Genomic DNA, 22,283 nt, shown 5'->3' on the forward strand with positions numbered 1-22,283 from the left:
GGCGGCGATGTGATTACTGTACCTCATGAGAATGGTGGGTTAGTCGCAGGATTGCGCTGGGAGCCGACAGCAGAGAAAAGTGTCCAGCGGTTTGGGCGCGATATGTTATCCCTGAAGCTCAACCCTGTTCGTCGGCGCAATCCAGCTTCCGATATTCATTCTGGTGCGTCAGCGGTCACGGGCGCTTGCCCATGGAGGCCCGGTCGGTTGTGGTCACTTGCCGCACTTGCGACGAACTGGACGGGGGAAAACGGGTATGGCGTTGTCCAACTCGGTGACGATGAATATGTTTTTTTAGCGACTATTCACGGTGTTCCTGCGCTTAACGGCGACATCTGCGGTACGCGCGACGATATGTTCGCCATCACAAATGAATTTATTAACCTCACGCTTGCGCCGGAAGCGGGATGGCATGTGGCCTCCACGCCGGATGCGCCTGCGGTACCCGCTGATATCCTGCCTTTGCGTCGTCGCGACTGGCCTGCACGTTATCGATTGACGTGTCCCGCCAGAATACAACGTACGTTATTGATTAGTGTGCCGGTGCTGTTTGCGGTCAGCATTGCAGGGATGTGGGGCGTGCAGTATTGGCAGAACTGGTCTGCTCGTCAGGCCCAGGCGGCAAAAGCAAAGCTGGCTGCGATGGCTGCAGGGGGCAGTGAGCTTTCTCAAAAAGAAAAACGTGTATTACCCCATCCATGGGTGATGCAACCATCGGCTCAGACTTTGCTAACGGTCTGCGAACGTAAGCTGGATGCGCTTCCTCTGGATCTGGGTTTTTGGCCATTGTCCTCTGCCGACTGCCGGGCTGATGGCGTTATGACCGCATGGGTACGGGATAAGAACAATCGACTGGCGACGGTCAACCGCCTGATTCAGGCTGTGCAGTCTCTTCCAGGCTCACCGGTTGTCTTTATCGATGAGAGTGGGGATAACGCGCAGGTGGCATTCTCCTATCCTGCGCTGCCCAGTGGCGGTGACGATCACGTGATTGACAGTGAAACTCACCGTCGACTTTTGCTGAGTTTCTTTCAGTCCCGGGGGATCCCTCCGTCACTCCAGAATGTTCCGCCAACATCAACTCCGGTGGATGAAACGGTCGAGTGGATTCAGGACTGGAGCGCATTTGCCTTTTCTCATACCTCTCGCTTAGCCCCTTCCTTTCAGCTGGCAGGTTTGTCTGCGGTGGGACTCCGTCTGACGCGTGTTGGACTGAAGGTTGAGGGGCGGTCATTGACCTGGTCATGGGATGGAACGGCGTACAGCCGTGCCCAGAACAGCGTTGCACCAGAAGGAAATACACCATGATGAAAGTTTTTTCCCTATTTCCGTTGCTGTTTACCGCATCGGTATTGGCTTCTGATATGACGGAAATTAGTCCTGTTCCCTCAGGGGACGTCCTGGTTTCTGATGAAGTGACAGTCAGGACGCTGAGAGCTGTCGAGCTGGAAATTGATTTGATAAAAACACAGCAGGCTCGTCAGGACGCGCAGAACGCACTGGCGGAAAGTCGGTTGAAGGGGCAAACGCTGAAGAACCGGCCCGATATGTTACTGCCTTCAGCTACACCAGGTGTTGGGCTTGGGACTGCGAGCAAAGGCGCCGGGGTAAGCCTGGCTATTACGGCTGCGCGGTTGAAAGAGATATGGAGTGAAAACAGAACGCTGCGCGCGGCTGCCGAGTTTAACGGTCGGCGTATCGTACTTCAGCCAGGCGATACCTGGCCAGGCAGTGAGCATCGCGTGAAAAGCATCACTTCACGCGGTGTCGAACTTAGCAACGGACAGATGATCCAGACAGGGGTAGCGCAGTAATGAAAACGGATAACCATCAATCAGCTGATGCAGATTTGGCCTGCCGCGTTCCAGAGCCATACCGTGATGACATTGAGCTCATTCGTCTTGATAACGAGTCTGTGAGTGTGCGCATTAACCGGGAAATTAGTAAGGAGCCGGAATTCATCAGCTGGTTTGCCGGATTGCGCCGGGCCGGGCTGAAGCCATTGCCGCCTGAATTCGTGATGAAAAGTGAACTGGGTCAGGTGGGACTTGCCAATACGCATGATGTGGAGGCTGGGATCAGTGGGGCGCAGCGCGAGGTGCGTCGGATGTTTCGCGACGTCATCTCGATGAGTGCTTCTGATATTCACGTACATCTCGACCGTCGCCAGGGAAGCCGGATCCGTACCCGGATCAATGGGTTGTTGTACACCATTCGTGAACCGGATTTTGAAGAGGGAGGAACGCTGCTGTCGACTATGGTGGAAAGTATGTGTGACACCAAATCTCAGGGCTACAACCCGCGTGTTGCTCAGGATGGTCGTGTTAAACCTGAATTTCTGGCGGATATGAATTTGTATGCAGCCCGCTATAGCCATCGTCCGACTGACGATGGTGGTGTTTTTGCGGTGATGCGCCTGATTGAAGACGATCGTGGGCGTACCCGAACGCTGCAAAGCTTAGGCTATCAGCCGGAGCATGAAGCGGCGGTGGAAGAAATTGAGCTGACATCACAGGGACTTATCGGTCTGTGTGGGACGACCGGGTCGGGTAAATCCACGACGCAGAGGGTACTTGCCAGTCGATGGCTGGCCAGAAACAACGGACAGGTCAGTCTACAAACCCAGGAAGCGCCGATTGAAGGGCTGATTTTGGGCGCAGTGCAGTGTGCCGTTAATACCGACAATCTCAGTCTGCATCAGGCGGGAGAAGCTTGGGCGGGCAGTGTGGTGATGTCCATGCGTCTTGACCCGGATGGTATCTATACCGGAGAAGCCCGCGACTACGCATCAGCATACGCTGCATTGGAAACGTCCGTCAGTGGCCACCCTGGCTGGTTTGGGCTCCACTGTACCTATCCGCTTGATGCACTGACCCGCATGCGTAACTGGGGAATTGATGCGCGTGAGCTGGCGAACCCGACGTATTTTCGGGGGCTGATTGCACAGTCGTTGGTGAATACGCTCTGCCCGTCCTGCTCATTGCCGTGGTCAGAGGCTCTTAAACGCGAACTAATTCCCCTGTCTCATCAGGCACTGGCCAGACGCATGTTTAATGCGGATGAGATTAAGCAGTTGCGTTTTCGTAACCCTGACGGCTGCAAACATTGTACGAAGGAGTTGCTGGGAACGGCGATTAATCAGGGGATCAGTGGACGAACCATCGTGGCTGAAATCGTGCGTCCCGATCGTCTTATCATGAAAAGCTGGCTTGAAGAGGGGAGTTTTGCCGCTCGTCGGCGCTGGCTTCAGGCGGGCGGATTTAGCCGTGGGCAGCATTTACGGCGTCTGCTGCTGGAAGGTCAGACAGACCTGGTGATGGCCACTGAGCACATGGATCCGGATGAAGACCGTGATTTCAGGGAGTGTGCCTAGTCATGGTGACATTGCTGATAGGCCTTTTCTGTGTGCTGCTGGTCCTGGGGATTTTTCTGATCCTCTCTGTGAGCTGGTCACCGGTTATGCGTAGAACCTTCTGGCTGACGGAGCGTATTCGTTTCTGGCAGATGGTGCGTACATTCTGGCGAATGGGGATGCCGCCGGCAGAAATTTTCGACATTATGCGGGATATCTACAGCGATAACGGAAAACGGCGTAATCGCGGTAGCCTGCTGTGCCAGCAATTGAGCGATGCGGTTAGCAAACGCACATTCGGGGAGATGAATCTGCCCGGCCCCCGCGATCAGATAGCGACACCGGAAGATGTTCTGGCAGCCTGGTGCTCGCCACTAGAAGCTGTGCTTTTTCGGGTGGGTAATGTCTCGGGCAATATGTCTGAGGCATTAGCCCAATCTATCAGCCTGCTTAAATATATTCAGCAAATACGCAGTGCGATGGTCCCTGCATTGGGCCAGATGGGCCTGGTTCTGTGCTCTGTACCCGGGATACTCTACGGCGTATCACAACATCTGTTGCCAGCAATGTCCAAGCTGATCCCAGAGGAGCGCTGGACGTTGCATATCATCATATTGAACAGTGTCAGCCACGGGATACAAGAGCACGGAGCCGTTCTGTGTTTTGTTATCGGTATGATCACTTTCCGCATTATCCGCACTATTCCGAAGCGTGGGGGCGTTATCCGTCGCCGCTTTCTTGAGTTTATTCCTCCCTGGTCGATCTACTCCACCTTGCAAGGGGCGCTATTTATGCTCAGTGCCGGTTCGTTGCTGAAGGCGGGCATGTTGCCGCTGGACGTCCTGAATACGCTCAGTAAGCACGCCTCGCCATGGTTGGTTGCACGCCTTGATGCTGCGGCTTTTCGTGTGCGCAGCGGCCGCAATCTGGGGCTCGCGCTCTATGAAAGTGGTTATAACTTCCCCTCCAGAGAAAGCGCCATTTTTCTCAGTCGTGCGGGATCCAGTCGGGATATTGCTGATGTGCTCAATGACTGGGGACAGGAGCAAATGCCCGTCGCACTGGAGCGTATTCGGTCACTGAGTAACTGGCTGACCTTTGGCCTGGGGGGAGCGATCGGCGCTTTTCTGATTTACGTCATGTTCGCTGTGGTCGGGCTGACGATGACCTTGAGTTCTCAAGGGTTCTGACCCGTATCACTACATTATATTTTTTTAACGCTAGTTATTTATCAAGAGGTTATTGAATGGAAACGTCTCTGACTACATCCCGCCGCAAGGCTGGTATTGCGAAGTGGCTTATCAACCCTGCTCGGGGAGGCAATTTGAAAGATGCGATTATCGCGGTTGTGGTCGCTGCCGCGGTCGTTATTCTTGTCTTTCAACTGGGGGCTTATCTGTGGGGGTTGTATCAGAACAGTGCTACTCAGACGGAAGTCACAACCATGTTGGAGCAGTCTCGTAAGCTGAAGAGTCGGGCCGGGTATACCGGTGCCTCGATGGCAACCCTGCGTGCGGTCAATGGTATTCCCGCGTCTGTCGATCGCACTGGTGATGTCTATTACAACCGCTACGGCGGAACGTATGCCCTGGCTCCCGCCAGAACAAATGGTTCACCCTTCAACAACTCAGTTGCATTGACGTTAACGGGGGTATCGGAAGGGGGGTGTGGTGATCTGGCGCAAATGTTCCTGAACGCTGGGGAATCAATCTATTCCGTCACCATTGGTAGTACGGCGATGCTGACAGCAAATGTCACCACCGGCACATCAACGGCGGCGACGCTGATTGGTACCCAGTGTGATGGTGGTGACAAGACATTGATTCTTACCACGTCACGTTAATGATAATCATGGCCAATGTGTTGCTGTTTATCACTGTTATCTTGCTGGCGTATTTCCCGGGCAACAGCGTTGCTCAGGGAAAAATGCCGGTGAAATATACGGTGCAGCCCTGGTTGGCCTGTATTCACACCGCGAGTGTGAAGTACGTCATCGATTCACTGCTGATTGAAGCGGTGATGGAGCAGGAAAGCAGCTTTAATCCGCAAGCAGTCAACCGTAGCAACTCGGATGGTAGTGCGGATTACGGTCTGATGATGGTTAACTCGGGGAATGTACCGAAACTGATCCGGGAGGGCATTATCGCGACAGTGCAGGATTTGCTGGATAAGCCGTGCCTGAATATTCAGATTGGTACCCGATTGTTGGCATCCCATTTCCAGGTGTGTGGTGTGAGCTGGAACTGCCTGGGCAGTTACAATGCGGGGTTCGGTGATAAGCGCCACCGGCTGCGTGAGAAATACGCCAACCTCATCTGGGAACGCTATAAACGGTTGTTACGCGAACGACGGGGTATCGTACTGAAATGAGTCTATTCATTTTAGCCCCGTTACTTTTCGTTGTATTGACGATGGTCGCCTGGCTGGCTTGCCAGCACGTTCGCTGGATAGAGCGTTTTTTGGCGCTGCAACCTGCACGAGTGCTGAACGGAATGACCTTGTTGTTGCTCGTTATTCCGTTCTGGCTTGCTAGTCTGGTATCACTTTATGTTCATGAGTCCGGCTCTCTGTTGCTACTGGTGATGCAGGCGGGTCTGCTTGCCTGTGCTGTGGCTGATGTGGAAAGGGAATGGCTACCTGAGAGCTATACCGTCCCGCTGTTTTTTCTTGCGCTGAATTACTCACCGTTGCCAACCTACATCATTCAGCCGGTGATGGTGATGTCTGCCGTGGTCGTGGTGGCTGCGCTTATTGCCGTTATTGTCCGACCGTCGCTGTCCGCTCTTCTACCCGGGCGGGGAGACATCATGCTGTGGCTGGTATTGAGCGCCTGGGGCGGAGTTGCAGGCAGCGTTATTCTGTTTGTGTCTCTGGTTACTGGTGCGCTGACGATGCAACTGACCAGACGCGATCATACGCCGATTGGCCCCTGGATGGCAGGATTTGGGGGGCTGCTTATTCCTTTTACGACGGACATCCAACGGTTAACGGACCGTTGGATGTTTACGCTCTGGCACTGATAGAGGTTGCCTTATGTTTTCAATCATTACGTCATTGCAGGGCCTGTTGAGCCGCGTTATCCGACGTCAGCCTGCCCGCGGCAGCTTAATCAAAGATTCGATCATCGGTGTGATTGTTTTTATTGCGGTACTCGGCCTGGTGACACAGTTAATCACTAACTACGTGACCGAACTGCATTATCAGGCCGTAGCCCGTCACGCCAGCCGGGTTTCTCAGGCAGCGGGGAAATACTTGTCTGATAAACATGATGGGTATCTGTGTCAGCTGGCGCCCGCCACCTGTACGACGGGGACACCCACATCCCTGCCTCAGCCTTTTACGGCACAGACGCTGATTGATGCCGGATACCTTGATGAAGGGATGGGCACAACAACGATAGACCGACAAGTTTACCGGTTTGGTGTGAGAGCGCGGGCAGTGAATGGCTCGATGAAGCCGGCACTGGAAGCGCTGATGGTCACGACGGGCGGTGAAGCGCTGGACGAAGGTGGCGTTCGTCGGGTTGCTCAGCTTATCGATGGGATGGGGGGATATATCAGTGACCCCACGCTGACCGAGTTGGGCGGGCAGGCGAACACCGCTTACGGCGTGGAGCTGTCCTGGTCACTTCCTGTGACCCCGTTTGGGTTAACGGCGGAGCCCGGGCATATTGCGGTGGCCATCAATGGCGGTGTGATTGGTGGTCTGGATAAGGAAAGCGATCGTCTTTATCGGTTTAGTAGTGATGCGCATCCGGAATATAACCAGATGAACACCGCAATCGATATGAATTCGAACAACCTGAACAATGCTGAACAGGTCAATGCGAATGAAGTGAATGCCGCGAGATTTGTGGCATTGGAGAGCAATGGCTTTTTTGGTTGGCGCAATGGGAATGATATTGAGGCCTGGCTCAAATGGAATAATGACAAAAAGCGCGCGGAGCTCAATGCAGGGATTAATGCTGAAGGCGACATTAGTTCAGAAAAAAGCGTTAGTGCTGCTGCTGATGTCAGTGCTGGTAAGTTGGTTATTGCTGACCAATTTTTGTATCAAAAGACAGTTGTTGTTTCGGGAGATTCTTGTGATGCGGTGACGCTGGGACTGACATCAATCAGTGATACAACTGGCCTGATAGGCCATGATAGCACTGGATCCATACTTACTTGCCAATCCGGTGCGTGGAAATCATCTTCCTCTATCCAGCCCGGCACCATCGCTATGTGGGGGACACCCGTCCCCCTGAGGGCTGGCTGGAACTCAATGGTCAGCTATTTAATCCCAGCGGCAATCCCGTTCTGACTAGCTTGTACCCCACTGGTCAGGTACCGGACTTCGGGGATATTCCCGAGGCTGGGATAATGGTGCAGGAATTGATCCAGATGAGCGGGCTATGCTAGTTATCAGGAAGATGCTATTAGAAATCTGACTGGCGAATTCCAAACAATTGATTACTTCGGGTATGAAGCTAGTGGTGTATTTGGTCGCGTTGAAAAATCAGGTAGAGCTCAAATAGGTGGAACACCTCAAGACTGGAGTCATTCAAAAGTTCAACTTGATGCATCAAGAGTAGTCCCAACAGCTGCAGAAAATCGACCTAAAAATATCTCTGTGATGTTCATCATTAAAGCTGGTTGAACCGCTTGTGAGCGCCTTGCCAATCCGGTGCAGTACAGGTGATAGCTATCCAGGGTGCATTGTGCTTTGCTTCTGATGACCACTCTGGGAAATCTATCTATCTTTGGGGGCAAAATCGATGGGTTCATGCCCCTGACTAGATTTCGATAAGTGGTCCAGAAGCACTCGAATTTTCTCTATTTCTGCGATTTTTCATCACTGACCACGCACCGGATTGGCAAGGCGCTCACAAGCGGTTCAACCAGCTTTAATGATGAACATCACAGAGATATTTTTAGGTCGATTTTCTGCAGCTGTTGGGACTACTCTTGATGCATCAAGTTGAACTTTTGAATGATCCAGTCTTGAGGTGTTCCACCTATTTGAGCTCTACCTGATTTTTCAACGCGACCAAATACACCACTAGCTTCATACCCGAAGTAATCAATTGTTTGGAATTCGCCAGTCAGATTTCTAATAGCATCTTCCTGATAACTAAGCATAGCCCGCTCATCTGGATCAATTCCTGCACCATTATCCCAGCCTCGGGGGAAGTATCCCCTGAAGTCCGGTACCTGACCAGTGGGGTACAAGCTAGTCAGAACGGGATTGCCGCTGGGATTAAATAGCTGACCATTGAGTTCCAGCCAGCCCTCAGGGGGGACGGGTGTCCCCCACATAGCGATGGTGCCGGGCTGGATAGAGGAAGATGATTTCCACGCACCGGATTGGCAATTAGGCAAACTGCGGTATTGTCTTCCCTTTTAAATTTTAGGGACGGACATTTCTGATGAAAAAACGTATAAAAAAGATGCTATTAAGCAAGGCGCTGGACAAATATTTCTCTACTGTCTCACGCTATAAACGGGGGCAGTTGCAAGAATTTTATCGAATAAACGTTATCAAAAGATCACCGCTTGCTAACCGACATATGGATGAAATTTCATCAGTTGATATTGCTGGATATCGAGATGACAGACTGGCCCAGATTAATCCACGTACAAAAAAATCTATCAGTGGCAACACTGTTCGTCTTGAGCTTGCGTTGCTCTCCGCATTGTATAATTTGGCCAAAGTCGAATGGGGAACATGCACGAGTAATCCAGTTGAACACGTTAGAAAGCCTGCGGTGTCTTCAGGTCGGGTGCGTAGGTTAACGTCACAAGAAGAACGAGGTCTGACCCGTTACTTCAGAGGTAAAAAACCTGAGTTATTAGCTATCTTCCGTTTAGCCATTGAAACAGCGATGAGGCAAGGTGAAATACTGTCATTACGATGGGAGAATATCGATCTTCGACTCGGGATTGCTCACCTGCCGTTAACAAAAAATGGCTCTGCTCGTGATGTGCCACTGTCTTCAAAGGCGCGTCTGGTTTTGAAGGAAATTGGCGAACTGGGGCGTGATGATACGGGGAATGTTTTTACATATACGTCGAGTGGCTTTAAAAGTGCCTGGCGTATCGCATTACAATCCTTATCGATTAATGATCTGCATTTTCATGATTTGAGGCATGAAGCGATTAGCCGGCTGTTTGAATTGGGGACATTAAACGTCATGGAGGTCGCTGCGATATCGGGGCATAAATCCATGAATATGCTTAAACGGTATACACACCTCAGAGCCACCCACCTTGTTAGTAAATTGGATGCCCGCAAAAAGCAGGCGCAAAAACTGACCTCAATATTTATACCTTACCCCGCAGATATCGAAGTTCATGATTGTGGCAGTCAGGTGACAATCACATTTTCTGACCTTGATGATTTGACAGTGACAGCATCAACTTATGATGACGCAGTAAAAGTAGCATCTGTCGAATTACTCAAATTCCAGGCTATTGCCGCGAAGAACGGTGAACGGCTGCCTCCCCCAGGCCATGTTTCTGTCAATATGCCTGAGCGCATACTGATCAACCCGCTTTAAACTTGCATAGGCGATATTGAGTTAAATATCGCCATTTCCTTAAGCAGTTCGCATGCTTAGATATCTAGAAGATATTCATGTGTCCAGCTATGACTTTTTTATTGGTATTTATCACCTTTCTTGCTCTGTACTGCCCACTCTACTCTGTCATATGTTTATTAGTGCCGTTTAAAGGGTTTGCTATTTCATCACTGAAGCATAGAAAAACACGGTATATGGTAATACATTTAGCGGTGTTTTCTCGTATAGGGAACATGAACAAGGCACAGTTACAGAAATTTAACTTTGCGTTTGTTACGGTCTTGCAACAGGCTCTTCAGAAGGATAGGCCAATCGTTTTTCGTTCTCATTTGATGCGGGCCTCTCAGGTGAAGCTAGCAGAGACGGTTTTGGCTAAATACGGTCATAGCTACCGGGTATCTAAAGTTATTCTCTCCAGAACTGAACGAATAGGGATCACGTGCCAGATGTTGTTTCAAGAATGGCGATTGGTGAGGGTCAGCCGTGGTGGTGTAATGATCGTAGTTATGGTTCGATAAATTTTTAATGATATGTGATTAATTTATCGTGGATTGAAAAAGTACATTACTTTAATGTGATCGATACATTAGATCGAACCGATCGATTTATTTTGTTGTACACGATTAATAATGTTGTTTAACCTCGCTAGTACATTAAAGCGAATTATTGAATTACATTGAAATGATTTTTATGTGGAGTCGTAGTGAATGAATCCTACATATACTGCGTTAATTGCATTATTGCGTTCAGGGGACATAGTCTTCCCTGAACGTGATGAAAAGTATGATGGTGGTAATAGCCAATTTTCAGTAAGAATCAAACCAGAAAGCAGGGCGTTCCTTGATATGCATGCCGAGCGTATCGGTGTTTCCAAGTCTACGCTCTACGGCATTATCTTGGAAGGGGTGCTTTCTGAAGCCAGGGCATCAACAGCTGACAAAATGATGGGGGTTTATGAACGTTTTTGTTTGTTAATGGATGCTCATAGCGTAAATGTATTGCAACAAGCGCAATTACTTGCCCCGTTTGGTATTAGTCAGGGGGCATTATCCAGCGCAGAACGAACACTGGATTTGTTAAACCATCAAGTGCTGTATCAGTTGGCATCATGGTTTGAAATCGACGTGCAGTGGTTGTTTTGCGAGAAAATTTATCCAGTGGATAATTATCATTTTTTTGACCAGAAACCTCTGGATTATGACGCTTTGAGTGATAGCGCTGAATTGGTTTTCTTTCGCGCAATGAGTGATTGTGATGTGATTTTTGCTTTTACTCGGGAATGGAAAAATGTTCAGGGTGTAATTAATATCCCAATCATTAAAATTTATCGTGTGTTGAAAGAGTGGGGTTTTCCGAAAACGAAGAATGCTAGGTATTTAGCTTATTCAAAGAAACAAGCTGAGTCATTAACTAATGGCTCAGTGTTTCCCATTATGGTTATTGATAATTATCAGTGTGAATATAAAAACCATCAAGATTGGTTAGCAGGTTAAATTGTAATTTTTTTTATTATTAATGGTGCGCCAGCATCAGGGGATCTTTTATCAAAAATTCAGAAATGAATGTTGTGCCAGTACCAGGGAATACCAAGAAAGCATAATCATAAATATTTATATTCAATCTCTATATAGGAAATAAAGAATGAAACACTCATTAATTACACGCAGTTTTATTATTGCGGGCATCGTGGTTGCTACTTCAGCTAATGCAGCTGGCACATGGACTGAAGCTCGCGGTGATGCTATGGGCGGAACAGGTGTCGCTTCCTCGCACTACAGCGCAGCAGCGCTGGTAAACCCCGCGCTGCTGACGAAATTCGACAAGTCAGATGATTTTAGTCTGATTTTGCCAGCAGTCGGTGCTCAGGTTTCAGACCCAGATAATCTGGAAGATGGTGTTGATCGCATCAACAATGACTGGAAGTCGTTTGAGCGTATCGTTAGCGCCAGCGGAGATGCCAGTTTAGCTGCATCAAAACTACGCGCATCACTGCAAGACCTGTCAGGTAGCCATGCTAAGGCACATGCCGGTGCGTCAACGGTTGCTGCAGTTCCCAATAGCGTTCTGCCCTTTGCGGTCGTTGCTAAGGCGTGGGGAACGGCAACAGTCAAAACCAACGTGACAGATAGCGATATCCAGTGGCTTGATGGGGTTTCAAACGGTACTGCAAACGGCTCAGATCTGAGTTCGTTAACGTCATCCGCCAATGGCCGTGCCGCTGTCGTGGCAGATGTCGGTGTTGCGATGGCTCGCGAATTCAACGTTGGCGGATTCGAGTTCTCTGCCGGTATTACACCGAAGGTACAACGCGTCTATACATTCAATTACAACGTTGCGATCAATAACTATGACAGCTCGGATTTTCGTAGCAGCGACTACCGTAACGATAAAACGGGCGCCAACGTAGATGTCGGTTTTTCAACCAATCTGAGTGATAACTGGATTGTTGGTCTTGTCGGCCAGAATCTAGTTGCACGCAGCATCGAGACGAAAGAAGTCAACGGTGTCAAAGACACGTTCAAAATCAAGCCTCAAGCCACACTGGGAACCGCATACAGTAACGGCTTCTTTACTACTGCGCTTGATGTCGATCTGACTCCAGCAAGCCGTTTTAACTCTGATAAAGACAGCCAGTTTGTCAGCGTGGGCGGTGAGCTGAATGCCTGGAAATGGGCGCAACTGCGTGCAGGGTATCGTACTGATATTCATGACAGCGATAACTCCTACTTCACTGCTGGCATTGGCTTGTCCCCGTTCGATGTCGTACATCTTGATATCACCGGCATGGCAGGAACAGACAGAACGTATGGTGCCGTTGCTCAATTGACGTTCACATTCTGATTGCTGAATAAGGGGCTATCTATGAATAGCCCCTTATTTAAATTATCTAATCATTACCTTAATACTTATTAATAGGTGTAGCTTTAAGGGAGATATATGAATTTCTTTATTAAACCATTACTGATTTTATCTGCAATAAGTTTCAACTCATTGGCTATCGCTTCCACACTGAATGTTGATAACAAACATCAGGTGATAACACTGAAAGTGGTTGGTTGTGAGTTGAATAAAAACAAATCTTACAATCAACACCCTGGGAAGATTTCTTATCACAAGGTTATTGACAAAAAACACGCTGCAAAAATATGTGATGGTACTTTCTCTTCACTTACGTCTATTGAACTTTCAGTAAATAACAATGCCAGAGAACCTTCAGTTGTCGGTGTATGGCAAGCTCGTGATTATGTCGGAGCAGTTTCTTTACGCTGGGTTAATGGTGAATGGGTTGAATTCGATAAAAAGCATGATGAATATCAAGTGGGATTTTCATTGGGGCTTTATGTCGATGAAGAGAATGATGGCATATCCATTGGTTATGAACTAGCCGAAATCTATGGCACCAATGAGAGGGATGCGAACTCGCACGAAAAAAATAAATTATCGAGTGTGGAGTTTCCTGTTATTTACTCGATCGTGAATAAAAACAGAGCTGAATTTAATAGAGGTAAATGTTTGTTAGTCTGGGGCGGAGTTAATCCGGCATCAGAATCTAGACGTTTTGTCTCAATATGTGAATCATCAAATTGAGTGCAAAAGCTGAAGTTGAGAGGCCAATGAAATGAGCGTATTTAATTACGTCAATCATCACTACGGCGTTAATGCCTGCGTTGGGCGTCGCGTAATCGCATATGGCGAACCTGGCACTATTGTGCGCGATTTTGGTAACTATATCGGCATTGTTCTGGACTCTGCTCCTCATGCTGCCCCTGAACGCTATCACCCGACGGATGGCATCGAGTATGGCGACGTTATTGATTACACCCCGCCGAAAATTAACACCAGGCAAGCCAAATCAAAGAGAAATTGGCAGGAGTATCTTGATGCCGATTATGGGCATCGAGATTTTGCCGACTGGTTGGGTATCAACACTCCACGTGTTGACTACGATAGCAGTCGCGGGGAATGGCGTATGTATCGGTTCGGGAATTATCAGGATTCAAGCATCTACGGCGAGTGGTGCAAAACAAAGAAAGCAGCAAAGGCCAGTTATAAAGATGCGTTGAAAAAATACAGGACTGCATAATGGATTTAAAACATCGTTTGGATTTGGCTACAAATACTTTTAATCAACGACTCGCTGACTTTGAATTGCTAAAAAAAGACTTAAACAAATCGCTTGATTCTATGGGGCATCTTATGTTTACCGCGCATGCTGAGTTACAAAAGATTCGTTTAGAGTACGAAATTGCATGTATTGAGTCGTGGGGCGGAATAGTTGATAAACGTGATGCTTCATTAGAAGCTATATCAGTATGGTGGCATAAAAATCCTGACGCGATGCCAGATTTGAACATGATTATTAATAATCCACCGTATAAGTATTTCTCCCGGTCGGCATTGCTCGCTTTCATGGCAGATTGTGGGTTAATTTTTCATCCGAAATGGGACGATAAAAGGTGTCATCTGGGGAACGTCCACTTAAGGGCTACTCCATCGCGTTATCAAATGCCATTCGTATTGCGTGGAATATCTGCATTTTCACAAGTAATGGAAAGAGATGAGAATGGCAGAGTTAGATTCTCTATTGATTATGCTTGTGTGAGGATTTACTTTGAGAATGAACTCGGTTTTGGTGTAAGACGTATAGCAGACTATGAGGGTATATTAGTAAATCCTGAAGACAAACAATGTTACCTGACACTGCGTATCAGCATGATTGACGAATCATATGACGACGAATTAATTATACTGAACTTCCCCGATATCCGTTCTGCTTATTTGCATCTAATAGCCAGTCGATATCGGACTAAACGTTATTATCGTCAGCTAATTAAACAAAATAGTAGCTCGTCTATTCTTTCACTAATTTTATAACGAGGTAGAAAATGAAAAATGAAGAAGAAAAAGAAAAATACCTGGAGAAAATCCAAAAACTCCTTCATTTAGCAAAACGCAGTACTAATGAGCATGAAGCGGCTAATGCTATTAGCCAGGCTCAGAATTTAATGCATAAGTTTGGCCTAAGTGAATTAGATATCGATCTGAAGTCGATTAAAGAATTTCAGAGCGAGCATTGCCCGTCTGATGCGAACAAACTCCCAGAATACGTGGTCAGTTTAGCCAACATGCTGTGTTATGCATTCGGTGTGAATTGTTATTACACCTGGACGCGGAACCATCGACGTTCTGTTTCATTCTACGGTCCGACAGAACGACCGCAGATTGCGGCATACGGGTTCGATGTATTGAGTATTCAGTTGATTAAAGCCAGAAGCGAGTTTATTGCTTCACAAAATAAGCGTATCAAACGTACTACTAAAACCAATCGTGCAGATCAATTTTGTGCAGGCTGGGTGAGTAGTGCTCGGAATGCCATTAGCCGGTTTACTGTTGAACCTGAAGAGCAACAACTAATGTCACTGTATTACAAACAGATCTCCGAGGGTTTTAGCGAACTTAAAAGCCGGGAAGCGAAAAGCTGTCGCGGCGATGATGATGCATATCATGCTGGCTATCACTCGGGTAAAGATGCTCGGCTGCACCAGGCAGTAAAGGGGACATCACTGGGGAGAATAGGAAGGTAACAGCCATAGTTTTAATTTCCCAATCTCAATATTCAGTTGTTTGTCGTCTCTGGTTCTCGGTTTTTGCAAAGTAATGGTGAAAACCGTTAACCAAAGGCAAGGATTTGAGGCATGACAACTGAGTCCTCCGTTACAGACACCGTAATACCATCGTTCACTAAAACTCAAGAAGATGATCCGTTTGCTGAAGAGGTCAACGCACATTACGCCAAGACTTCTTCGGCAGACGTCGCTGCGCGGCGCATGGGGCTCTTCAATAGAGAAGAATCTACTGATAAGGAAAATCAATCTTCGCGGCCCTCCTGGCTCTTTAAAAGTCTGCTTGCCGTTTTATTTTTCGTTCCGCTAGGTCTTTCTGTCGTGCTTTTCCTGATCGTTCAACAGCAGAGCGTTCAATTGGACTCGCTGGATGCCGCATTTCGGCGTGGTCAGCTTCAGCAACTGCCGGCAGAGATACAAGATGTTAAAAGTAAAATTGGCTTGCTTCGGAGCGAGTTTGTCTCTGTGCAGGAGCTAGACACATTGCGTCAGTCTCAGAATGATTGGGCTAACACCCTGGATACGAAACTGAATCAATACATAAAAAGTGTAGAAGGGCAATCAGCCATTCCTGAACGGCTTGCACACCTTGAACAGCGTATTAATGATCTTCAGGGAACTGCAGATGCACAGGATAAACGCATTTCCTCTTTAGCCTCTGAATGGCAAAACAGATTTGAAAAGTTAGCGCCGCAGAAGCAGAAGGCTACCCCTGCAAAAAAGCCTCAACGGGTAATTAAACCCGTTCCCGCCCCTTTTGCATTAACCAGTATTGAGCATCGGGGAGGGCAGCAATATGCCGTCATCATCCCTCATTCAGCAAGCAATCGCTGGTCAGATATACGAATGCTAACGCCTGGCGAATCGGTTAATGGCTGGACGTTAGCCAGCATTGACGGAAATCAGGCGCGTTTTTTGGTTAATGGGAAGTCTCAAATTCTCACATTGCAGTAAGGAACCGTTATGAAAGTGAAAGCAATGGTGCTGATGCTTGCGTTGGCTGGAATGGCACACGCGTCCGTCAATACCAGCATTCATGTTACACCTGAGTCGAATTCACAAACTCGAGTTGTTGATCAGGGATTATCTCACCTTCAGTCGACACAGTGGGGGCTGACCGATGAAGAATGGGCTCGATATCAGGACATGATCCGGGGGAAAACTGGCATCCAATCCCCGGGATTGGATCCGTTAACCACGCTGGGTATTGAAGCTCGCAGTGATGCAGAACGGCGGCAGTTAGCAGAGAAGTGGGTTAAGGAAGAATTTCAGCGAACTGAAAAGATTCTGAAATTTCAGCGAGAGGTGGATGCGGCCTGGGGGCGCATTTATCCGAATGCATTGCCAGTCAACATGGGCAATGCAGGCGGTATCGCACACGATAACGGCGGTCGATTGGCGTTATTTGTGAAATCCAAGGATTGCGGCAACTGTAATTCACGCCTTGCGGCCGTTCTGGCGGATGATCGCCCAGTTGACATCTATCTGGTCGATAGCGGCGGTGATGATAACAAACTGCGTGAATGGGCCAGAGAGCGCAATATCCCTGTGGATCGCGTTCGTAATCGCCAAATCACATTGAACCATGATGGTGGCCGTTGGATTCGATTTGGTAATGGACTGATGCCAGTGTTGCTGCAGCAGGGAGAAAGTGGATGGCGTGTCGCTGCCTTCTGATGCTGGTTATATTCAGCATTTTTTCTTCCAGCGTTAACGCATCACGACAACCGGTGCCCGACGGGTATCAGCGTGTTGCGTATTTACATCAGGTTCCGCCTGAACTGTTCTATGCACAATCATTACAGGAGTCTAGCCGCAAGCTGCCTCATGGCGTTCGCCCCTGGCCCTGGAGCCTGAATGTCCAGGGGAGAAGCTATCAATATGATAGCCGGCTGGAAGCCTGGCAGGCACTACAGCGTTTTCTGAAGACGGTTCCACATAAAAACATTGATGTTGGATTAGGGCAGGTTAACTGGGGTTGGAACGGTCGTCGTTTTGCAAACTCCTGGGAGGCGTTTGAACCCTATACCAATCTGAATGTTTCAGCACAAATTCTACGTGAATGCTACGAGAGAAAACCGGGCAGCTGGTTACGTGCTGTTGGTTGTTACCACCGTCCTGCCGGCGGAGCTCCATCTGCAAGATACATTTCTGCGGTACAGCGTAAGCTGGCCATGATTGAACCGATTGAAGCTTCCCACCTTCCTGAGATTGCTCCTACCACTCAACTTGTCTGGATCGAACCCCGGAGTGTCAAATAAATGAAAATTATTCCTGTATCCGCGCTGTGTCTTCTGGCGAGCTCGTTCTTTGTTCATGCCGAACTGAATATTGTCGCCGATTTGGGAGGGAAAGATACCGCATCGTTCTTTGATGGTATTAATCGCCAGGACAACAACGAATCCAATAACACTGAAAACCGTACCTGGCAAGGTCAGCCAGGCGAAGGGGCGATGCTGCCGGTGCTGACGCCAGAGCTAACTGTTGGCATTGAAGTGTCAAGGGCACTAAGTTTGCCTGGAATTGGTGCGTTATTTCTCGTCGGAGACGATCCTGCGTCACGTTCCTGGTTACAGATGAATGCTGAAAAATTGAGCCAAATGCAGGCGGTTGGCTTAATCGTCAACGTAATGGATATGTCAGCTGTTCAGGCATTGCGCTCACTGGTTCCTGGTGTACAGATGGCACCTGCATCAGGTAGTGAGCTAGCGCGTAGACTACGGTTGCAACATTATCCCACGTTGATTACAGAGACGTCTGTCTCCTCCGAGGTACGGTAATGCTCCCTTCGTTGCCGATGTCTCTGACTGCTCTTCTATTAGTCAATCCTGTTTTGACCATCGGATTTATTCTGCTGTTTATCGGTAGCGTAGTCAGTATGTCACTCAACTGGCGTGAGAAAGCCAGCGTACGTCGCCACCGTCGCTATCGTCATACGGCTGAACGCCTGCTAAGGAAGCTTCCCACTTTAGCTGGGGATGCTCAGCGTTTTTCTTATCTTCGGCGCGTTAATCCGTACGTATTCGAAGAACTCCTTTTGCTGGCGATGGAGCGCCAAGGATTAAAGGTGATTCGCAATGCATCATACAGCGGTGACGGTGGATTGGATGGGCAAGTATTTATTGAAGGACGGCGTTGGTTAATCCAGGCAAAACGCTACAGCAGAGCGATAGATCCCGCGCACGTCGCTGAATTCTCGGCATTACTGATACAGCACCGGTGTGGCGGTTTATTTATTCACACCGGGCGGACTGGCGCTAAAAGCAAGCAACATGCGATCTCCAGCCACGATAATACGTTTCCTCTTTATATGGTCAGTGGGCAGCGGCTTCTGGCTTTATTGGCTGGTAATTCAAATTGGTTCAACTGAAAAGGAAAAACATGAAACTTTCTATTAATTACTGGTATGCAAGGTTATTGGTGCAAGAAATTAGCGCCATGACTTATCGAGTTTTGGTTAAATGGCCGAGCATTATTTTCGGGTCATTTTTACTTTTATTCTTTGTTATTGGTTCCTTGAAAGGAGACGTTGAACGTATTTACCTGAATATTTTATCGTCTGAAGCGGAATCTTTTCAAATGGCACCGACAGGATATATGAACGTGAGAAATTGTGTCGAATTGCCTACTGAGCAGGCGGTAGGTTATTTGGGTCATTGTGTAAATAAACCTGTGCCATTGTCAGATGTCGTTCACCAAAATCTTAAGAGTATTAATGGTTTTTATTACCTCCTCTTTTTTATTTCAATATGTATAGAGTGTCTTCATCGTCTCAGGTTTTCCTATAGGGTGAGTAAAAGCGTACATGGATATGGTCACGGTGGGGACGTTTCAGCAAAGCAGAGTTGGGATAAGTAATATGAGCGAGAGTAACGAAGTTTCTGCTTATTTTATCAAGCGGGTTAATGAAAATAAGCCTCAATGGGCAAATGAAACCATCCAGCGCTGGGATGATGCGACGTTCCGCTTAGCGGGTGATTTTATTACGCACCATTACTGGACCAGTCAAGGAAGTATTAATGTATTTCGTATTATTGGTACAGATCATCCGCAATATGCGGGTATGACCTGGCTGGAATTTTTAGATCGTGGTAAACGGATGGATATCAACATCCCATTAATAGAGAAGAATCCAGCATATTACACTGACCCTGAATGTTTACATGCTGGCATGAACTTTATCAGTCTGGATGGCATTCACTGGTATGTGGGTTCTGACGGTAATCACCGAAGTTGTCTGTCTCGTTTTCATTTTCATCTTGAAGATGCGGGAAGAACTCAATTACACCATGTCTCATTAAGCCTCTTCCATATTGACTGGGCCTTTTTTCATGCATGCAGGAAATTGTATGCGTTGCTTCCTGTATTGTTAGAACGAGGGGTACAGGGACAACTGGATGTCAGTCGAACTGCTGTTGAGCGAGAGGATTCGCCTGGCTGGAAAATGGATCGATTTCAGACGGTCGCGACATTGACGCTGGATGTGGGAAGAGATTATCCGGAAATAAAGGTGTTTATCCTGAATGATAGTCATGAGGTGCTGCATTGTCTGTATTTTTTGAAACAGCAACTGTCGTTAGCATCACCAACATGGGGGAGTGATGACCAGACCCCAGAACATGAGAAGCTTCCCTGGTGGCGCCGTTTCACAGGGAGAAAGAACCCATGAGCGATCGTTATGTCATTGAGGCATTGCTACGACCTGCCGTTGAGCTGAATACAGCCGCGGTATCTGCCACAGCTGCATTTGTCTGTGTGCAGGCGCCGTGGGCTATTGCGCTGGCCCCTTTAGTCAGTTACGTGACGGCCGGTGGGTTTGCTGTTCTGGCCATGGTGCGTACTCAGCAGGGAATGAAAGTGCTGCGTTACCGGCGTAACTTACGACGACTACCGCGCTATGTGATGAGCAGTAAACAAATCCCAGTAAGTAAACGGCGGCTGTTTATCGGTAAGGGATTCATGTGGACGCAGAAACACACTCAGCGGCTGCGTGACACGTTACGCCCGGAAGTAGAACGTTATATTCAGCCATCAACGTTATACCAGGCCGCCCGTAAACTGGAGAATGCATCAGAACACAGCTTGCCCTGGCTCACCAAGTTGTTAAGCGTCGATTCTCCGCTGAACCCAGTACGACCATTGCCACCTGTCGGCGGGAAGCCCGTTCTGCATGGTATTGAACCCGATGAGATTGATGTCACCATGCCACTGGCCGATCGCCCAGGGCATACCATTGTATTGGGGACGACGCGTGTTGGTAAAACCCGGTTGGCCGAACTGTTTATTACGCAGGATATTCGCCGTGGTGATGTGACTATCATCTTTGATCCCAAAGGGGACTCCGATTTATTACGTCGTGTATGGGCTGAAGCGCATCGTGCAGGACGGGAAGATGAACTCTATATCTTCCACCTGGGCTGGCCTGAAATATCCGCTCGCTATAACGCCGTCGGGCGATTTGGTCGTGTATCTGAAGTCGCGTCACGTATCTCAGGGCAATTGGCAGGGGAGGGGAACAGTGCCGCGTTTAAAGAGTTTGCGTGGCGTTTCGTAAACATTGTGGCCAGGGCGCTGGTTGCATTGGGTGAACGACCTGATTACACGCTGATTATGCGTTACGTCAACAATATTGCGGATCTGTATCAGCGCTACGCTGAAAAGGTCATTGAAGAGGAATTGCCTGAGTTACAGCAACAGATACGTAATAATCTGGGTGTGCTCACTGATGAGGATGTTCCCCGGAATATGCAGGGACAACCTAATAGCGTTGGGATATGGGCGATAGAAGTTGCGTTAAGCTCCGAAGCTGGCAAGGCGGTCTATGATCCGATTCTCGATGGTTTGCGTAGTGCTGTTCGCTACGACAGAACCTATTTCGATAAAATTGTCGCCTCGCTGTTGCCGCTACTGGAGAAGCTGACGACGGGTAAAACGGCGTCCCTTTTGTCTCCTGATTATCTTGATATGGACGACCCCCGTCCCATATTTGACTGGGAGCAAGTGGTTCGCAAGCGTGGCGTCGTGTATATCGGTCTTGATGCACTGACAGATAGCGAGGTTGCCACGGCGGTCGGTAACAGTATGTTTGCCGATCTTGTCAGCGTTGCTGGCCATATTTATAAACATGGAATTAATGCCGGGCTCCCAAAGCAGAAAGAAGAAAAGGCCGTTATCAACCTGCACTGCGATGAATTCAATGAGCTAATGGGTGATGAATTCATTCCGCTGATCAACAAAGGCGGCGGGGCTGGCGTCCAGGTTACGGCCTATACTCAAACGTCATCGGATATCGAAGCGCGTATTGGTAACGCCGCGAAAACTGCCCAGGTCATTGGTAACTTCAATACCTTGATTATGCTGCGTGTTCGGGACAATAAAACCGCAGAACTCCTTACGACACAGCTGCCACAGGTTGAGATCTACAGCAAAACATTGGTTTCTGGCCACTCGGATACGGCTAATGTTGAAACTGGACAGGACTTTACCTCAAGCACACAGGACCGTGTCGGCACGATAAAAACGCCACTGATTGAGCCGTCTGATGTCGTTAGTTTACCTAAAGGTCAGGCGTTCGCTCTGCTTGAAGGTGGTCAGTTGTGGAAAATTAGGATGCCACTGCCGGCGAATGATTTGAATGATGCAATGATGCCAGCCAACTTGCAGGCTGTAGCGGCAGAGATGCGCCGTAACTACCGTTCCAGTGAGGGATGGTGGGACGGGCGTTCATTTGCTGCTGGAGGTGAGTAGT

25 protein-coding genes are annotated in these 22,283 nt (G+C 48.4%); 24 read left to right on the forward strand and 1 reads right to left on the reverse strand.

Annotated elements, in window-relative coordinates; genetic code table 11:
* The first annotated feature begins 9 nt into the window (after positions 1 to 9).
* The 9 genes from pilO2 to EO763_RS23555 are packed head-to-tail and all read left to right on the forward strand — an operon-like array spanning position 10 to position 7,752.
* Positions 10 to 1,308 carry a type 4b pilus protein PilO2 gene (gene pilO2 / locus EO763_RS04865; RefSeq protein WP_161528264.1) on the forward strand — a complete coding sequence of 433 codons (1,299 nt, stop codon included), beginning with the start codon at positions 10 to 12 and terminating at the stop codon, positions 1,306 to 1,308.
* Positions 1,305 to 1,814 (forward strand): type IV pilus biogenesis protein PilP, encoded by a 510-nt coding sequence (pilP, locus tag EO763_RS04870; protein ID WP_102118379.1) that lies wholly within the window; start codon positions 1,305 to 1,307, stop codon positions 1,812 to 1,814. Before pilO2 ends, pilP begins: the two co-directional genes overlap by 4 nt.
* On the forward strand, positions 1,814 to 3,373 hold the full coding sequence (locus EO763_RS04875; RefSeq protein WP_161528265.1) for an ATPase, T2SS/T4P/T4SS family: 1,560 nt from the start codon (positions 1,814 to 1,816) through the stop codon (positions 3,371 to 3,373). Before pilP ends, EO763_RS04875 begins: the two co-directional genes overlap by 1 nt.
* A 2-nt stretch (positions 3,374 to 3,375) precedes the next feature.
* Entirely contained in the window at positions 3,376 to 4,542 is a 1,167-nt protein-coding gene (locus EO763_RS04880; protein WP_161528266.1) for a type II secretion system F family protein, read from the forward strand.
* Positions 4,543 to 4,598: 56 nt separating this feature from the next.
* Positions 4,599 to 5,195, forward strand: a complete 597-nt coding sequence (locus EO763_RS04885) for a type 4 pilus major pilin (RefSeq protein ID WP_161528267.1) — start codon at positions 4,599 to 4,601, stop codon at positions 5,193 to 5,195.
* The gene (locus EO763_RS04890; protein WP_012822391.1) at positions 5,195 to 5,722 is read left to right on the forward strand and encodes a lytic transglycosylase domain-containing protein; all 528 of its coding nucleotides are present in this window, start codon (positions 5,195 to 5,197) and stop codon (positions 5,720 to 5,722) included. Before EO763_RS04885 ends, EO763_RS04890 begins: the two co-directional genes overlap by 1 nt.
* Positions 5,719 to 6,372, forward strand: a complete 654-nt coding sequence (locus EO763_RS04895) for a prepilin peptidase (RefSeq protein ID WP_103157522.1) — start codon at positions 5,719 to 5,721, stop codon at positions 6,370 to 6,372. Before EO763_RS04890 ends, EO763_RS04895 begins: the two co-directional genes overlap by 4 nt.
* A gap of 13 nt (positions 6,373 to 6,385) precedes the next feature.
* Positions 6,386 to 7,654, forward strand: a complete 1,269-nt coding sequence (pilV, locus tag EO763_RS04900; protein WP_161528268.1) for a shufflon system plasmid conjugative transfer pilus tip adhesin PilV — start codon at positions 6,386 to 6,388, stop codon at positions 7,652 to 7,654.
* Positions 7,576 to 7,752, forward strand: coding sequence for a phage tail protein (locus EO763_RS23555; RefSeq protein ID WP_244322065.1), 177 nt, complete (start codon positions 7,576 to 7,578; stop codon positions 7,750 to 7,752). The genes pilV and EO763_RS23555 overlap by 79 nt, the downstream gene beginning before the upstream one ends.
* 540 nt (positions 7,753 to 8,292) lie before the next feature.
* Here EO763_RS23555 and EO763_RS04905 read toward each other — a convergent pair.
* Entirely contained in the window at positions 8,293 to 8,649 is a 357-nt protein-coding gene (locus EO763_RS04905) for a phage tail protein (RefSeq protein ID WP_244322066.1), read from the reverse strand.
* A 110-nt stretch (positions 8,650 to 8,759) separates the two neighbouring features.
* Here EO763_RS04905 and EO763_RS04910 point away from each other — a divergent pair, with 110 nt between their 5' ends.
* From EO763_RS04910 to traD, 15 genes are all read left to right on the forward strand, one after another.
* The gene (locus EO763_RS04910; RefSeq protein ID WP_161528269.1) at positions 8,760 to 9,890 is read left to right on the forward strand and encodes a site-specific integrase; all 1,131 of its coding nucleotides are present in this window, start codon (positions 8,760 to 8,762) and stop codon (positions 9,888 to 9,890) included.
* A 728-nt stretch (positions 9,891 to 10,618) separates the two neighbouring features.
* Entirely contained in the window at positions 10,619 to 11,404 is a 786-nt protein-coding gene (locus tag EO763_RS04915) for a hypothetical protein (protein WP_161528270.1), read from the forward strand.
* Positions 11,405 to 11,552: 148 nt separating this feature from the next.
* A complete protein-coding gene (locus EO763_RS04920) occupies positions 11,553 to 12,752 on the forward strand; it encodes a conjugal transfer protein TraF (RefSeq protein ID WP_161528271.1) in 1,200 nt (399 codons plus the stop codon).
* A gap of 96 nt (positions 12,753 to 12,848) precedes the next feature.
* On the forward strand, positions 12,849 to 13,499 hold the full coding sequence (locus EO763_RS04925; RefSeq protein ID WP_119888206.1) for a hypothetical protein: 651 nt from the start codon (positions 12,849 to 12,851) through the stop codon (positions 13,497 to 13,499).
* 31 nt (positions 13,500 to 13,530) lie between these two features.
* Positions 13,531 to 13,995 (forward strand): hypothetical protein, encoded by a 465-nt coding sequence (locus EO763_RS04930; RefSeq protein WP_012822458.1) that lies wholly within the window; start codon positions 13,531 to 13,533, stop codon positions 13,993 to 13,995.
* Positions 13,995 to 14,786: a hypothetical protein gene (locus tag EO763_RS04935; protein ID WP_012822457.1), complete on the forward strand. Its 792-nt coding sequence runs from the start codon at positions 13,995 to 13,997 to the stop codon at positions 14,784 to 14,786. Before EO763_RS04930 ends, EO763_RS04935 begins: the two co-directional genes overlap by 1 nt.
* Before the next feature lie 11 nt (positions 14,787 to 14,797).
* Positions 14,798 to 15,496 carry a DUF2786 domain-containing protein gene (locus tag EO763_RS04940; RefSeq protein ID WP_161528272.1) on the forward strand — a complete coding sequence of 233 codons (699 nt, stop codon included), beginning with the start codon at positions 14,798 to 14,800 and terminating at the stop codon, positions 15,494 to 15,496.
* A gap of 111 nt (positions 15,497 to 15,607) precedes the next feature.
* A complete protein-coding gene (locus EO763_RS04945) occupies positions 15,608 to 16,489 on the forward strand; it encodes a hypothetical protein (protein ID WP_125232258.1) in 882 nt (293 codons plus the stop codon).
* 9 nt (positions 16,490 to 16,498) lie between these two features.
* On the forward strand, positions 16,499 to 17,212 hold the full coding sequence (locus tag EO763_RS04950; RefSeq protein ID WP_161528273.1) for a TIGR03759 family integrating conjugative element protein: 714 nt from the start codon (positions 16,499 to 16,501) through the stop codon (positions 17,210 to 17,212).
* Positions 17,212 to 17,796: a lysozyme family protein gene (locus EO763_RS04955; RefSeq protein WP_116167125.1), complete on the forward strand. Its 585-nt coding sequence runs from the start codon at positions 17,212 to 17,214 to the stop codon at positions 17,794 to 17,796. Before EO763_RS04950 ends, EO763_RS04955 begins: the two co-directional genes overlap by 1 nt.
* Positions 17,797 to 18,315 carry an integrating conjugative element protein gene (locus tag EO763_RS04960; protein ID WP_161528274.1) on the forward strand — a complete coding sequence of 173 codons (519 nt, stop codon included), beginning with the start codon at positions 17,797 to 17,799 and terminating at the stop codon, positions 18,313 to 18,315.
* Entirely contained in the window at positions 18,315 to 18,905 is a 591-nt protein-coding gene (locus tag EO763_RS04965; RefSeq protein WP_161528275.1) for a restriction endonuclease, read from the forward strand. Before EO763_RS04960 ends, EO763_RS04965 begins: the two co-directional genes overlap by 1 nt.
* 11 nt (positions 18,906 to 18,916) lie before the next feature.
* Positions 18,917 to 19,393 carry a hypothetical protein gene (locus tag EO763_RS04970; RefSeq protein WP_161528276.1) on the forward strand — a complete coding sequence of 159 codons (477 nt, stop codon included), beginning with the start codon at positions 18,917 to 18,919 and terminating at the stop codon, positions 19,391 to 19,393.
* A gap of 1 nt (position 19,394) precedes the next feature.
* Positions 19,395 to 20,204, forward strand: a complete 810-nt coding sequence (locus tag EO763_RS04975; protein WP_116166382.1) for a hypothetical protein — start codon at positions 19,395 to 19,397, stop codon at positions 20,202 to 20,204.
* Complete coding sequence (traD, locus tag EO763_RS04980) at positions 20,201 to 22,282, forward strand: type IV conjugative transfer system coupling protein TraD (RefSeq protein WP_161528277.1); 2,082 nt, start codon at positions 20,201 to 20,203, stop codon at positions 22,280 to 22,282. Before EO763_RS04975 ends, traD begins: the two co-directional genes overlap by 4 nt.
* Position 22,283 lies beyond the last annotated feature (1 nt).

Source organism: Pectobacterium odoriferum (assembly GCF_009931295.1).
Taxonomy (GTDB): domain Bacteria; phylum Pseudomonadota; class Gammaproteobacteria; order Enterobacterales; family Enterobacteriaceae; genus Pectobacterium; species Pectobacterium odoriferum.